Raw genomic sequence first — 14,264 nt, forward strand, 5'->3', positions numbered from 1 at the left:
TAACAGCCACAGGGAGTGCCGATGCATGCCAACGACGTGCGCGTCCTCAAAGGGGCCGTGATACCCACCGCCGCCGCGGGCGTGGTCGTCGTGCTCGCGGCGACGCTGCTCTCCGGTGGCAAGGGGGCGCTGGGGGCCGCGCTCGGCCTCCTGGTGGTGGCGGTCTTCTTCACGGTGAGCCTGGTCGCGGTCTCCTACGCGAGCAGGATCTCTCCCGCCATGATGATGGTCGCCGCGATCGTCACCTACGCGGTGAAGGTCCTGATCATCATGGCGCTCCTTAAAACTTTCGAGAGTGCCACCGCCTTCGAGCCCCGAGCCTTCGGCTGGTCGGCGATCATCTGCACCGTCGTCTGGACGGCCGGTGAGATGTGGGGGTTCATGAAGACGAAGATGCTCTACGTCGACCCGAGTGCGACCGTTCCCGGTCGGGGTGACCCCCGGTGAGGCGTATTATGACCGGGCGGCGGGGACCCGATATGACTAGTCATCTGCCTGGCTGCTATTGTCATGCCCGCAATGAGCGAACAAGAACGCAGGCCCGAGAGCGATGGCCGCGACTTCGCCAATGCTGCCTGGTCGGTTCCCAGTTACATTCTCTCCGGGATCATTCTGTACGGCGGCGGTGGTTGGTTGCTGAGCCGTTGGACCGGCGTGGCTGTGTTCACACCGATCGGAGTGATCGTCGGTGTCGTTCTCGCCATCTACCTGGTCTACCGGAAATACGGTCGCTGACCTCGCGCGGCGGTCGCTTCGCTGAGGAAGCAATCTTGATCCACTACCACGTTGAAGGGAACGCCGCGTGAAGGCGCTGACGGTCCTCGCCGCCGACGAGTTCAAGGCCCCCGGGCTTGAGCTGTTCGATCTCCCCCCGATCATTCCCGGCGTCGCCTGGTTCACCAAGCCGGTCCTGCTCGCCCTGCTGAGCTCGCTCCTGGTCATAGCCTTCTGCTGGTCGGCCTTCGCCAACCCGAAGCTGGTCCCCAGGGGCATCCAGAACATCGGTGAGGTCGGCTACACGTTCGTCCGCGACCAGGTGGCCCGCCCCTTCCTCGGTAAGGACGCCGACCGCTGGATGGGCCTGCTGCTGAGCCTGTTCTTCCTGGTCTGGATCTGGAACCTGATGGGGGTCGTCCCCTTCCTGCAGTTCCCGGTCGCCTCGCACATCGCCTTCCCGATCGTCCTGGCGGTGAGCATCTACGTGCTGAAGATCTACCTGGGTGTGAAGCACCAGGGCGGTATCGGCTACTTCAAGAACATGATGTTCCCGCCCGGCCTGCCCAAGCCGATCTACCTGCTGCTCGCGCCGATCGAGTTCCTCTCCAACATGATCGTGGCGCCGTTCACCCACGCCGTGCGACTCTTCGCCAACATGTTCGCGGGCCACATCATCCTCGCCTTCTTCAGCGCCGTCGGTTTCTGGTTCCTCTTCGAGCAGCTCACGCCGTTCGGGGCTCCGGTGGGTGTCGTCGGCGTCATCATGACGATCGCGATGACCGGGTTCGAGATGTTCATCCAGTTCCTCCAGGCCTTCCTGTTCGCGCTGCTCGCCGCGATGTACATCGGCGGCTCGCTGCACGCCGAGCACTAAGACCCTTCTCGTCCAGTTCAGACCGGTGAGACTCGTTCACCGGCCATCTTGTAAAGGAAACAGCAATGAACGTCATCGCTGAGGTCTCCGGCAATATCGGTTCCATCGGTTACGGACTCGCCACGCTCGGCCCCGGCATCGGTGTCGGTCTCATCTTCGGTAACGGTCTGCAGGCCATCGCCCGCCAGCCCGAGACCTACGGCCTGATCCGCCAGAACATGCTGCTGGGCTTCGTGCTCGTCGAGGCGCTGGCCCTGATCGGTCTTGTCGCGCCGTTCATCTACGGCCTCTGATAGAAAACACCCTGACGGAAGGCTGCATCGATGACTACCGCAGCTAAGCTCCTGGCGGCCGAGGGCAACAGCCCGCTCATGCCGCACCTCTACGAGCTGGTCGTCGGCGGTTTCGCGTTCTTCGTCGTCCTCTTCGTCGTCGGTAAGATCCTCACCCCGCGCATCCAGAAGACCCTGGCCGAGCGGACCGACGCGATCGAGGGCGGCATCAAGCGAGCCGAGGACGCCCAGGCCGAGGCCCAGGCGCTGCTCAAGCAGTACAAGGACCAGCTCTCCGAAGCCCGTCACGAAGCCTCGCGGCTGCGTGAGGAGGCCCGCGAGCAGGGCGCGCAGATCAAGGCCGAGCTCCGCGAGGAGGCGCAGGCCGAGGCCCGCCGCCTGGTCGAGGCCGCGCACCTGCAGATCGAGGCCGACCGCCAGCAGGCGTTCGCCCAGCTCCGCACCGAGCTCGGCCGCCTGTCGATCGAGCTCGCCGGCCGCATCGTCGGGGAGTCCCTGGAGGACGAGGCGCGTCAGCGCCGCACCGTCGACAGGTTCCTTGAGGAGCTCGAGTCGAGCAGCGCGGCGGTCCGCTGATGACGCGGCGAACCGGGCGTGACGCGCGAGTGTCGGTGAGCAGCCGATGAGGGGCCTGAGCAGGGCCTCGCTGGCCGAGGTCGAAGAGCGCTTCAACGCCGTGGCGGGAAGCGCCGACCTCGGCACGCTGGCCGACGAGCTTTTCTCGGTCGCCGACCTGCTGGACCGTGAGCACGGGCTCCGCCGCAACCTCTCCGACCCCGCACGTCCCGCGGCCCAGAAGGCGCAGGTCGTACGGGTGCTGCTGGAGGGCAAGATCAGCGGTGCCGCGCTGGAGACGGTCATCGCGGCCGTGTCCGCGAAGTGGGCGCGCCTGGGCGACCTGGCCGACGCACTGGAGCGCCTCGGCGTCATCGCCGCCGCGGCCGAGGCGGAGGCACAGGGCAGGCTCGACGACGTCGAGGACGAGCTGTTCAGGTTCGGGCGCATCACCGCCTCGAACCTGGAGCTTTACCGGACCTTGACGGCGCCGGCGGCCCCGGCACCGGCCAAGCGGGAGCTGCTGAACTCCCTCCTGGCCGGAAAGGTGGCCCCCACCACCCTGCGCCTGGTCATCCAGCTCGTGCTGCATCCGAGAGGACGTAGCCTGGACAGTGGGCTTGCCGAGTTCGGCAGGCTGGTCGCCGCCCAGCGGCAGCGCCTCGTCGCGGTGGTGCGCAGCGCCGTCGTGCTCTCGGAGGTGCAGAAGCAGCGTCTCGCCACGTGGCTGCGCACCTCGTACGGCCGCGACGTTCATCTGAACGTCGAGGTGGATCCGCGGGTGCTGGGAGGGTTCTCGGTCCACATCGGGGACGACCTCATCGACACCACCATCGCGGGACGAATCGAAGAAGTCCGCCGCCGGTTGGCCGGCTAGGCGAATAGGGAGACTGAAGAGAGATGGCGGAGCTTACGATCCGGCCGGACGAGATCCGGGACGCACTTGAGCGCTTCGTCCAGGCGTACGAGCCGGAAGGTGCCGCGCGCGAGGAGATCGGGACCGTCGTCGACTGCGGCGACGGTATCGCCCATGTCTCCGGCCTTCCCTCGGCGATGGCGAACGAGCTGCTTGAGTTCGAGGACGGCACGCGTGGCCTGGCACTGAACCTGGACGTCCGAGAGATCGGTGTCGTCGTTCTGGGCGACTTCAGCAAGATCGAGGAGGGCCAGTCGGTCCGCCGGACGGGCGAGGTCCTGTCCGTGCCGGTCGGCGACGGCTTCCTCGGCCGGGTGGTCGACCCCCTGGGTGTCCCCCTGGACGGCAAGGGCGCGATCGAGGCGGAGGGCCTGCGCGCCCTCGAACTCCAGGCCCCCTCGGTGGTCCAGCGCCAGCCGGTGAAGGAGCCGCTGCAGACCGGTCTCAAGGCGGTCGACGCCATGACGCCGATCGGCCGCGGTCAGCGCCAGCTGATCATCGGTGACCGTGGCACGGGCAAGACCGCCGTCGCCGTGGACACCATCCTCAACCAGCGGGAGAACTGGCTCTCCGGCGACCCCGACAAGCAGGTTCTCTGCGTCTACGTCGCGGTCGGCCAGAAGGGCTCCACGATCGCCCAGGTCAAGGGCCGCCTTGAGGAGGCGGGCGCGATGGAGTACACCACCATCGTCGCCGCTCCGGCCTCCGACCCGGCCGGCTACAAGTACCTCGCGCCCTACACCGGCTCGGCCATCGGCCAGCACTGGATGTACCAGGGCAAGCACGTCCTCATCGTCTTCGACGACCTGACCAAGCAGGCCGACGCCTACCGCGCGGTCTCCCTCCTGCTGCGCCGTCCGCCGGGTCGCGAGGCGTTCCCCGGCGACGTCTTCTACTTGCACTCCCGCCTCCTTGAGCGCTGCGCGAAGCTCTCCAAGGACATGGGGTCCGGCTCGATGACCGGCCTGCCGATCATCGAGACCAAGGGCAACGACGTCTCGGCGTTCATCCCCACCAACGTCATCTCCATCACCGACGGCCAGTGCTTCCTCGAGACCGACCTGTTCAACGCGGGTGTGCGTCCGGCCATCAACGTCGGTGTCTCCGTCTCCCGAGTCGGCGGCTCGGCGCAGATCAAGGCGATGAAGAAGGTCGCCGGCACCCTGCGTCTCTCGCTGTCGCAGTTCCGTGACCTGGAGGCGTTCGCCTCCTTCGCCTCCGACCTGGACGCGGCCTCCCGCGCCCAGCTGGAGCGCGGTCAGCGCCTGGTCGAGCTGCTCAAGCAGGCCCAGTACAGCCCGTTCCCCGTCGAGAAGCAGGTCGTGTCGGTCTGGGCCGGCACCACCGGTGAGCTCGACGACGTCCCGGTCGAGGACATCCGCCGCTTCGAGTCGGAGTTCCTCGACTACCTGGGCCGTGAGAACAAGGGCGTCTTCGACGGCATCCGCGAGACCCGTGACCTGTCCGACGACACGATCACCACCCTCAAGGACGCCATCACCGAGTTCAAGAAGAGCTTCGAGACCTCCTCCGGCGAGTACCTGGTCAACGACGAGCCGGTCGCCGCGCTCGGCGAGGCCGAGGTCGGCCAGGAGAAGATCACGAAGCGAGTCCGCTCGGTGGAGAAGAAGTAGCCGATGGGTGCCCAGCTAAGACTGCTGCGGCGGAGGATCAAGTCGGTCAAGTCCACGGCGAAGATCACCCGCGCCCAAGAGCTCATCGCCTCGTCCCGCATCGTCAAGGCCCAGCAGCGCATGCAGGCCGCGGTGCCGTACGAGCGCGAGATCACCCACGCCGTCACGAGCGTGGTCAGCAACACCACCGTCACCGACCATCCGCTGACGGTGGCCAAGGAGCAGCCCTCCAGGGCCGCCGTCCTGATCGTCACCAGCGACAGCGGCTTCTGCGGCGGCTTCAACGCCAACATCCTTCGCGAGGCGGAGGCGCTCGGCAACCTGCTCAGGGACAGGGGCGTCGAGCCCGTGCCCTACGTGACGGGTCGCAAGGGCGTCGCCTGGCACACCTTCCGCAACCGTGAGATGGGCGGGCAGTGGACGGGGTTCTCCCGTAAGCCCGCCTACTCCGACGCCAAGGCGATCGCCGGCACGCTGATCGAGGCGTTCTCGGACGACGACGGGGTGGACGAGATCCACATCGTCTCCACCGAGTTCGTCTCGATGCTGACGCAGGAGGTCGTGGTCAAGCGGATCCTCCCGCTGGAGGTCGAGGAGAGCGTGGAGGAGGCGTCCGACACGCCGCTTCCTTACTTCGAGTTCGAGCCCAACGCGGGCGAGGTCCTCGACACGCTGCTGCCGCGTTACGTGGAGTCGCGCATCTTCAGCGCGCTGCTCCAGTCGGCGGCCTCGGAGGAGGCCTCGCGCCGCCGGGCCATGAAGTCGGCCACCGACAACGCCAACGAGCTCATCCGCGTGTTCACCCAGCAGATGAACCAGGTCCGCCAGGCCGAGATCACCCAGGAAATCAGCGAGATCGTCGGTGGCGCGAACGCGCTGGCCGACTCCGCAGCGGGGAAAGAGTGAAATGACTGCACAGACTGTTGAGACCGGCGTGGGCCGCGTCGCGCGGGTCACCGGTCCCGTCGTCGACGTGGAGTTCCCCGTCGAGGCGATGCCCGATATCTACAACGCCCTCAAGGTGGACGTCGAGCTCCAGGGCGAGGCGAAGGTCCTCACCCTGGAGGTCGCCCAGCACCTGGGTGACAACCTCGTCCGCGCGATCTCCATGCAGCCCACCGACGGCCTCACCCGTGGCGCCCCGGTGACCGACACCGGCGCGGCCATCTCGGTCCCCGTCGGCGACGTCGTCAAGGGCCACGTGTGGAGCACCCTGGGCGAGTCGCTGGACGTCGAGACCTCGTCGCTCCAGATCAGCGAGCGCTGGGGCATCCACCGCCCTTCGCCCTCCTTCGACACCCTTGAGTCGCGCACCGAGATGCTGACCACCGGCATCAAGGTCATCGACCTGCTCACCCCGTACGTGCAGGGCGGCAAGATCGGCCTGTTCGGCGGCGCGGGCGTGGGCAAGACCGTTCTGATCCAGGAGATGATCCGCCGGGTCGCCCGTAACTTCGGTGGCACCTCGGTGTTCGCCGGCGTCGGCGAGCGCACCCGTGAGGGCAACGACCTCTGGCTGGAGATGGAGGAGGCGAACGTCCTCAAGGACACCGCCCTCGTCTTCGGTCAGATGGACGAGCCCCCGGGCACCCGTCTGCGCGTCGCGCTCTCCGCCCTGACCATGGCGGAGTACTTCCGTGACGTCCAGAAGCAGGACGTGCTGCTGTTCATCGACAACATCTTCCGGTTCACCCAGGCCGGCTCCGAGGTGTCCACCCTGCTCGGCCGTATGCCGTCCGCGGTGGGTTACCAGCCGACGCTGGCCGACGAGATGGGTGTTCTCCAGGAGCGCATCACCTCGACCCGCGGTCACTCGATCACCTCCATGCAGGCGATCTACGTCCCCGCGGACGACATCACCGACCCGGCCCCGCACAACGCGTTCGCGCACCTCGACGCGCAGACCGTTCTCTCGCGGCCGATCTCGGAGAAGGGCATCTACCCTGCGGTGGACCCGCTCGACTCCACCTCGCGGATCCTCGACCCGCTGATCGTCGGCGAGGAGCACTACCGCGTGGCCCAGGAGACCAAGCGGATCCTGCAGAAGTACAAGGAGCTGCAGGACATCATCGCGATCCTCGGTATCGACGAGCTCTCGGAAGAGGACAAGGTCACCGTCAACCGGGCCCGTCGTATCGAGCGTTTCCTGTCCCATCCGATGTACGCCGCCGAGGCGTTCACCGGTCAGCCCGGCGAGAACGTCCCGCTGGACGAGACCATCGCCTCGTTCAAGGGTCTGTGCGCCGGCGACTACGACCACCTGCCCGAGCAGGCGTTCTTCATGGTCGGCGGCATCGACCAGGCCGTGGCCAAGGCCAAGGAACTCGCCCGCTAGTCGCCTTCGGCGCCGGTACGGTCATGCGGCCGTACCGGCGCCTGGTTCGATAAGGAACTGGAGAGAAAGTGGCGAAGCTGCGAGTAGGCGTCGTCTCCCCGGAGCGTGAGATCTGGTCCGGTGAGGCCGACATGGTCATTGCCAAGACCGTCGACGGCGAGATCGGTATCATGCCTAAGCACGCGCCCGTGCTCGGCGTTCTCGTCGAGGGCGGGTTGCTGAAGATCAAGCGAGGCAACGGCGAGGCCGATCTCGTCGCCGCCGTCCACGGAGGGTTCCTCTCGGTGGCCGACGACGAGGTGTCGGTTCTGGCCGAGGTGGCCGAGCTGGGGTCCGAGGTCGATATCGCCCGCGCGAAGAGTGCGCTGGAGCGGGCTCAGGCCTCGATCGAATCCGAGCAGGAAGACGCGGACGCGGCCGCCGGGGCGAGGCGTGCCAAGGCCCGGTTGCGCGCGGCCGGGGAAGAAGTCGGATAAATTCTGCTTCTTAGGCTGTACGCGCTTTTGGGGGGCGAGCAGACATGGTGGTGGATGTTCTCATCGTGCTGGGGCTGCTCGTCGCCCTCCTGGGCCTTCGGGTTCTGATACTCACCCGCTCCCGGGGATCGGTGCTCTGTTGTCTGCGCTCGCTGTCGAAGAAGCGGGGCTGGCGGGTCGGGGTGGCCCGCTACGCCGACGGCCACCTCAACTGGATTCCGCTCATAGGTCTGCTCCCAAGGCCGCGCCACGTCATCGTGAGGCGCGGCCTTGTGGTTTCCGGACGGCGCAAGGTCGGGTCCGGTGAGTTCTTCGGGTTCATCGAGGGCGTGACGGCGATCGAGTGCCGCAATGGGAATGACACCTTCGAGCTCGCGATGGGATACCGGGCACTGACGGGCTTCGTCGCCTGGCTGGAGTCCGCCCCGCCCAGCGCCTACCTCGACGTCGCCTGACCCACCTGCCCGGCACCCGCCGGGCAGGGCGCGATCCTCGCTCTCCGCGTGTGCCGACGGGTTTCTCCGTGGGCTGCCGTCGGGCCGGCCGCGGTCCGCGTTCTTCGCGTGTGCCGACGGGTTTCTCCGTGGGGATCCGTCGGCGCTCGCTCTCAGCGGGTGCCGCCGGGTTTCCAGAGGATCTCGTCGCCGCCCGCGGCCACCCGGCAGAGGATGAACATCAGATCACTCAGCCGGTTGAGGTACTTCGCGGTGAGCGGGTTGATGTCGTCGTGGGCCTCCATGGCCGACCAGGCGGTCCGCTCGGCCCGCCGGACCACGGTCCTGGCGACGTGGAGCGCGGCCACGGCCGGGGTGCCGCCGGGCAGGATGAAGCTGCGCAGCGGCGTGAGGCGTTTGTTGAACTCGTCGCACCGCGCCTCCAGCCAGTCGATGTAGGAGGGCTCGACGCGCAGCGGGGGGAACTCGGGGTTCTCCACGACCGGGGCGCACAGGTCGGCCCCGACGTCGAAAAGTTCGTTCTGGATCCGGCTGAGGACGGCGGTGACGTCCGCCTCCAGGGTCCCCGCGGCGAGGGCGACGCCGATCGCGGCGTTCGCCTCCTCGACGTCCGCGTAGGCGGCCAGGCGCGGATCGGTCTTGCGAGTGCGGCTCATGTCGCCGAGCGCGGTCGTGCCGTCGTCCCCGGTACGGGTGTAGATCTTCGAGAGCACCACCGGGTTGTCTCTGTCAGCTCGCGTCATGAGGCTCAGCGTATCGGCAGGAAAACCATCCTGTTTAACCTGATAGAGGACCATATGATTTGTCGATGGTTTCTGGTTTCTACCTGCGATTCCCCCACATCTCCCACGAGACGCTCACCTTCGTCGCCGACGACGACGTGTGGGCGGCCCCGGCGGACGGCGGCCGTGCGTGGCGTCTCTCCTTGGACCGAGCCCCCGCGAGCCACCCTCGTCTCTCGCCAGGCGGCACCAGGGTCGCCTGGACCGGTGTCCGTGACGGCGCTCCCGAGGTCTACCTGGCGGACCTGGAGTCCGGTTCCGCGGAGCGGCTGACCTACTGGGGAGACGCGCGGACGCGGACGCGCGGCTGGACGCCGGACGGCGAGGTCCTCGCGATCAGCGCGACCGGCCAGCCGTTCGCTTCGCAGACCTGGGCCTACGCGCTCGGTGAGGGACGGGTCGAGCGGCTGCCGTACGGCCCGGTCAACGACCTGTCGATGGCGGGGGGAACCGCGGGGGACACGGTGGCGCTGCTCGCCGGAGGGCTTCCCCGCGACCCCGCGGTCTGGAAGCGCTACCGGGGCGGCACGGCGGGCCGCCTGTGGGTGCGGCGCGGCGACGGTGACTTCACCCGGATCCTGACCGACCTGAACGGCCACCTCGCGAGCCCGATGCTCGTCGGGGGGCGGCTCGTCTTCCTCTCCGACCACGAGGGCATCGGCAACCTCTACTCCTGCGACCTGGACGGCGGCGGCCTGCGCCGCCACACCGACCACGAGGTCTTCTACGCCCGGCACGCCACCACCGACGGGACCCGGATCGTCTACCAGAACGCCGGAGACCTCTACCTCCTGGACGATCTCGACGCCGAGGCCCGCAAACTCGACGTCACCCTCGGCTCCCCGCTGCGCGGGCGGCAGCCGTACCAGGTCAACGCGGGCAGGCGGTTGCACGACCTGGCCGTGGACGCGACCGGGCGTGCCAGCGCGGTGGAGGTCCAGGGAACGGTGCACTGGGTGACGCACCGGGACGGCCCGGCGCGGCAGCTCAGCGACGGCCTGTCGGCGGGGCGGCCCCGCATGCTCGGCGACGACCGCGTGGTGTGGGTCTTCGACGACGGCGAGACGCAGGGGCTGGAGATCGTCCCGGCGGGCGGCGGGGAGAGCCGCAGGATCGCCGTGGGGACGCTGGGCGAGGTCGGTGACCTCGCCGTCGCGCCCGACGGGAACACGATCGCGGTGACCGCGAGGAACGGACGGCTGCTCCTGGTCGACGTGGCCTCCGGCGAGGCCGTGGAGCTGGCCAGGGCCGACGGGGAGATCCACGGCCTGACCTGGTCGCCCGACTCGGCCTGGCTGGCCTGGTCGCACCCCGACGGCCCCCAGCTGCGCAGGATCAGGCTGGCGAGGGTGGCGGACCGGGTCGTCACCGACGTCACCGACGGCCGGTTCGTGGACATCTCACCCGCTTTCGCGGGGGACTATCTGGCGTTCCTGTCGCGACGCGGCTTCGACCCGGTCTACGACGCGCACTCCTTCGACATGTCCTTCCCCTTCGGCTACCGGCCCTACCTGGTGCCGCTGTCCGCGTCCACGCCGTCCCCGTTCGCGCCCAGCGCCGCGGGAAGGGCGGCCGACCCCGACTCGGACTCGGGTTCCGGGTCCGGCGACGACGGCAAGAACGACGGCGCGCTCACCGTGGACCTGGAGGGCATCGCCGCCAGGGTCGTGCAGGTTCCGGTGCCCGAGGGCCGCTACTCGGACCTGCGCGCGGTCAAGGGCGGGTTCGTCTGGCTGCGGGAGCCGCTGGCGGGGGAGCTCGGCGAGGACAGGGACGAGGTGGGCGGCGAGGCGCCCCGCCCGGCGCTGGACCGCTACGACCTGGTCAAGCGCGAGTGGAAGGAAGTGGTCGACAAGCTCGACTGGTACCGGGTGAGCGGTGACGGCACACAGCTCGTCGTCAGCGACAAGGGCACGCTCACGGTTCGTCCCGCCGGGGGCAAGCAGGGCGGCAAGAACGGTGACGACGCGACCGTCGACCTGTCCAGGATCCGGATCACCGCCGACCCGCGCGTCCTGCGGCGGCACGCCTACGCCCAGGCGGGCCGCAGGATGCGCGCCGACTTCTGGGTCGAGGACATGGCCGACGTCGACTGGGAGAACGTGCTGGAGGAGTACCGGCCGCTGGTGGACCGGGTCGCCACCGCCGACGACTTCGCCGACCTGCTCTGGGAGGTCCTGGGGGAGCTGGGCAGCTCGCACGCCTACGTCGACGCCGCTCCCTGGGGCTACCCGGCCTCAGAACCGGTCGGGCTGCTCGGCGCCGACCTCTCCAGGGGCGACGACGGCCGCTGGCAGGTGGACCGGGTGCTGCCCGCGGAGTCCTCCGACGTGCACGCCCGCTCGCCGCTCGCCGGGCCGGGGGCGGGCGTCCAGCCGGGAGAGGCGCTGCTCGCGGTCGACGGGCGCCCGGTGCCGCCGGAGGGACCCGCGCGGCTGCTGGTCGGCGCCGCCGACAAGCCGGTCGAGCTGACCCTGGGCGGCGGGCGGCGGGTGGTCGTCACACCGCTCCGCGACGACCGGCGCCTGCGCTACCAGCACTGGGTGGCCGGATGCCGGGCACGGGTCAGGGAACTCGGCGACGGACGCCTCGGCTACCTGCACATCCCGGACATGGTGGCCGAGGGCTGGGCGCAGTTCCACCGCGACCTGCGCAGGGAGATGACCTTCGAAGGGCTCGTGGTGGACGTACGGGGGAACCGAGGCGGCCACACCTCCGAGCTGGTCATCGAGAAGCTGATCCGCCGGGTCATCGCCTGGGACCTGCCCAGGGGCATGACGCCGATCACCTATCCCGAGGACGCGCCGCGCGGTCCGCTCGTCGCGATCACCAACCAGAACGCCGGATCCGACGGCGACATCGTCACCGCGGCCTTCAAGATCCACAAGCTCGGGCCCGTGGTGGGCACCCGAACCTGGGGAGGCGTCATCGGTATCGAGGACGACCACCGCCTGGTCGACGGCTCGCGCGTCACCGTGCCCAAGTACTCCTTCTGGTTCGAGGAGCTGGGCTGGGGCGTGGAGAACTACGGTGTCGATCCCGACGTCGAGGTCGACATCACCCCCGACGACTGGGCGCAGGACAGGGACCCGCAGATCGAGGAGGCGGTACGGCTCGTGCTGGCCGCGCTGGAGGAGCGTCCGGCGGCGACCCCACCCGATCGCTCCACCCGGCCCTCCCGGCGGCGTCCCGCGCTGCCCCCCCGCCAGTAGTTGACATTTGTCACCCGGAACACCGTAAAGATCACTGTTTTCCGGTGATATCCACGACTACCTGGTCGAATGCCGGACGACGACGATTGTCGTCATGAGAACACCACAGGTGACGGACCCGCCGGGCCTCGACAGTGTGATCGAGGTCGGTGGGCTCCGGCAGGCGTACGGCGACTTCGAGGCGGTGCGCGGCGTCTCCTTCGACGTCCCGAGGGGCGAGTTGTTCGCCCTGCTCGGCACGAACGGCGCAGGCAAGACCACCACCGTGGAGGTCCTGGAGGGTTTCAGGGCCCCCACCGACGGCAGCGTCCGGGTGCTCGGGCTCGACCCGGTCAGGCAGCGCCGGACGCTGCGGCCCCGTGTGGGGATCATGCTGCAGGAGGGCGGCTTCCTCGGTGACCTCACGGTCGCGGAGACCGTCGGCCTGTGGGAGGGGCTGAGCCGCGACGGCCGTACCGCCGCCTCCGCGAGGACGTTCTCCCTTCCCGGCCGGCGCAGGGGCACGGATCCGGGGACCATGGACGCGCTGGAGGCGGCGGGGCTGGCCAGGAAGGCGAGGACCAGGGTCCGGCAGCTCTCCGGCGGCCAGCGGCGCAGGCTCGACCTCGCACTGGCGGTGATCTCCCGGCCGGAGGTGCTCTTCCTGGACGAGCCGACCACCGGCATGGACCCCGAGGCGCGTCGCGCCACCTGGAAGGTGATCGAGGACCTGCGGGCGGGGGGCACCACGGTGCTGCTCACCACCCACTACCTGGAGGAGGCCGAACGCCTCGCCAACCGGCTGGCCATCATGCACGAGGGCCGGATCCACCTCCAGGGCACCGTCGAGGAGGTGGTGGCCGGCTCCGGCGACCGGATCTCCTTCCGCCTTCCCGGCATCTCCTGGACCTTCGGCGAACTGCCCCCGCTGGACGGCGTATCCCCCGTACTGACCTACGGCGGCGACACGGGCGATACGGGGGTCGCCTACACCCTGACCGGCGCGCGAGCGGAGGCCCGCGCGCACGCGGCGGTCCGGCTGCTGCTGGACTGGGCCGACGCGCGGGGCGAGACCCTGGAACGGCTGGCCGTACGCCGGGGAACCCTGGAGGACGTCTTCCTGCGGGTGGCAGGGGAGGCGTCGCCGGCCGGGGACGCCGGAGACGACGGTACGGATCGGCGGGCCGACGGCGGGCCGGTGGCGGCAGGACCGGCGAGAAGGGGCGAGTGACCATGAGAACCGACGTGCTGCACGCGATCAGGCTCGCGAGGATCGATCTCACCCTGGTGAGCAGGAACACCACGGTCCTGTTCAACGTGCTCCTGCTGCCGCTCCTGATGGCCTGGCTGTACACCCAGGCGGTCGGCGCCGAGAAGATCGACGGCGTGGCCGGGAGGCTTTTCGTCCTGGCCGGGCTGCCAGGGGTGCTGCTGGTGTTCGCGGTCTTCGTCAACCTGGTGAACTCCTTCACCGCCCGGCGCGAGGAACTGGTGCTCAAGCGGCTGCGCGCGAGCCAGCCGTCGGGGCCGGCGATCCTCGGTGGCGGCGCCCTCGGGGCGCTCGTGCTCTATCTCGCCCAGGTGGCGCTTCTGGCCGTCTGGATGCGGCGGGCCGAGGGGGTCACGCCGGCGAACGTGCCGATGCTCGTGACCGTCGCCGTCCTGGGGGTCACGCTGTTCTGCCTGCTCGCCGCCGCCTTCTCCGGCCTCACGCCGAACGCCGAACTCGCCCAGGTCACGGTGCTGCCGGTGCTCCTGCTCGTGCTGGTCGGCGCCCCGATCGCGTTCCCCGCGGACACGCTGCCCGGTGTGCTGGGCCACGTCGCCGCCCTGCTTCCCGCGACTCCGATCGTGGAGATCGCGCGTACCGCCTTCCTGGGCGGTGACCACATCTCCGGGGGTGGTGAGGCGCTGAGCACGGGCGGGCAGTGGGTGGCCGCGCTGCCCTCATTCGCGATCCTGCTGGCCTGGATCGCGGTGGCCGGGCTGCTGGCCCGATGGCTGTTCCGCTGGGAACCCCGGCACGGCTAACGTGC

15 protein-coding genes are annotated in these 14,264 nt (G+C 69.1%); 14 read left to right on the plus strand and 1 reads right to left on the minus strand.

Features of this window, described 5'->3' with window-relative positions; translation table 11 throughout:
* Positions 1–21 precede the first annotated feature (21 nt).
* From ACFY3D_RS30000 to ACFY3D_RS30050, 11 genes are all read left to right on the plus strand, one after another.
* Positions 22–447, plus strand: a complete 426-nt coding sequence (locus ACFY3D_RS30000; protein ID WP_389985424.1) for a hypothetical protein — start codon at positions 22–24, stop codon at positions 445–447.
* A 72-nt stretch (positions 448–519) separates the two neighbouring features.
* Positions 520–735 carry an AtpZ/AtpI family protein gene (locus ACFY3D_RS30005; protein ID WP_343975662.1) on the plus strand — a complete coding sequence of 72 codons (216 nt, stop codon included), beginning with the start codon at positions 520–522 and terminating at the stop codon, positions 733–735.
* Between the two features lie 67 nt (positions 736–802).
* A complete protein-coding gene (atpB, locus tag ACFY3D_RS30010; RefSeq protein WP_389985427.1) occupies positions 803–1,591 on the plus strand; it encodes a F0F1 ATP synthase subunit A in 789 nt (262 codons plus the stop codon).
* Between the two features lie 65 nt (positions 1,592–1,656).
* Complete coding sequence (gene atpE, locus ACFY3D_RS30015; RefSeq protein WP_350948564.1) at positions 1,657–1,884, plus strand: ATP synthase F0 subunit C; 228 nt, start codon at positions 1,657–1,659, stop codon at positions 1,882–1,884.
* Positions 1,885–1,914: 30 nt separating this feature from the next.
* Positions 1,915–2,460, plus strand: coding sequence for a F0F1 ATP synthase subunit B (locus ACFY3D_RS30020; RefSeq protein ID WP_350948565.1), 546 nt, complete (start codon positions 1,915–1,917; stop codon positions 2,458–2,460).
* A gap of 46 nt (positions 2,461–2,506) precedes the next feature.
* Entirely contained in the window at positions 2,507–3,316 is an 810-nt protein-coding gene (locus tag ACFY3D_RS30025) for a F0F1 ATP synthase subunit delta (protein ID WP_389985431.1), read from the plus strand.
* A 23-nt stretch (positions 3,317–3,339) separates the two neighbouring features.
* Positions 3,340–4,989: a F0F1 ATP synthase subunit alpha gene (gene atpA / locus ACFY3D_RS30030; RefSeq protein ID WP_389985434.1), complete on the plus strand. Its 1,650-nt coding sequence runs from the start codon at positions 3,340–3,342 to the stop codon at positions 4,987–4,989.
* Between the two features lie 3 nt (positions 4,990–4,992).
* Positions 4,993–5,895 (plus strand): F0F1 ATP synthase subunit gamma, encoded by a 903-nt coding sequence (locus ACFY3D_RS30035; RefSeq protein ID WP_362897513.1) that lies wholly within the window; start codon positions 4,993–4,995, stop codon positions 5,893–5,895.
* A 1-nt stretch (position 5,896) separates the two neighbouring features.
* On the plus strand, positions 5,897–7,324 hold the full coding sequence (gene atpD / locus ACFY3D_RS30040) for a F0F1 ATP synthase subunit beta (protein ID WP_389985437.1): 1,428 nt from the start codon (positions 5,897–5,899) through the stop codon (positions 7,322–7,324).
* A 68-nt stretch (positions 7,325–7,392) separates the two neighbouring features.
* On the plus strand, positions 7,393–7,800 hold the full coding sequence (locus ACFY3D_RS30045; protein ID WP_389985440.1) for a F0F1 ATP synthase subunit epsilon: 408 nt from the start codon (positions 7,393–7,395) through the stop codon (positions 7,798–7,800).
* Between the two features lie 44 nt (positions 7,801–7,844).
* The gene (locus tag ACFY3D_RS30050) at positions 7,845–8,255 is read left to right on the plus strand and encodes a DUF2550 domain-containing protein (protein ID WP_389985443.1); all 411 of its coding nucleotides are present in this window, start codon (positions 7,845–7,847) and stop codon (positions 8,253–8,255) included.
* A 152-nt stretch (positions 8,256–8,407) separates the two neighbouring features.
* Here ACFY3D_RS30050 and ACFY3D_RS30055 read toward each other — a convergent pair whose 3' ends face one another.
* Positions 8,408–8,998, minus strand: a complete 591-nt coding sequence (locus tag ACFY3D_RS30055) for a cob(I)yrinic acid a,c-diamide adenosyltransferase (RefSeq protein WP_389985446.1) — start codon at positions 8,996–8,998, stop codon at positions 8,408–8,410.
* 65 nt (positions 8,999–9,063) lie between these two features.
* Between ACFY3D_RS30055 and ACFY3D_RS30060 the strand changes: the two genes are divergently transcribed.
* The 3 genes from ACFY3D_RS30060 to ACFY3D_RS30070 all read left to right on the plus strand — a co-directional run bounded on the left by ACFY3D_RS30060 (position 9,064) and on the right by ACFY3D_RS30070 (position 14,259).
* Entirely contained in the window at positions 9,064–12,249 is a 3,186-nt protein-coding gene (locus ACFY3D_RS30060; protein WP_389985449.1) for a S41 family peptidase, read from the plus strand.
* 94 nt (positions 12,250–12,343) lie between these two features.
* Complete coding sequence (locus ACFY3D_RS30065; RefSeq protein WP_389985452.1) at positions 12,344–13,459, plus strand: ABC transporter ATP-binding protein; 1,116 nt, start codon at positions 12,344–12,346, stop codon at positions 13,457–13,459.
* A gap of 2 nt (positions 13,460–13,461) precedes the next feature.
* Positions 13,462–14,259 (plus strand): ABC transporter permease, encoded by a 798-nt coding sequence (locus tag ACFY3D_RS30070; RefSeq protein ID WP_389985747.1) that lies wholly within the window; start codon positions 13,462–13,464, stop codon positions 14,257–14,259.
* The last annotated feature ends 5 nt before the right edge of the window (positions 14,260–14,264 follow it).

This window comes from Streptosporangium sp. NPDC000509, from assembly GCF_042898365.1.
Lineage (GTDB): Bacteria > Actinomycetota > Actinomycetes > Streptosporangiales > Streptosporangiaceae > Streptosporangium.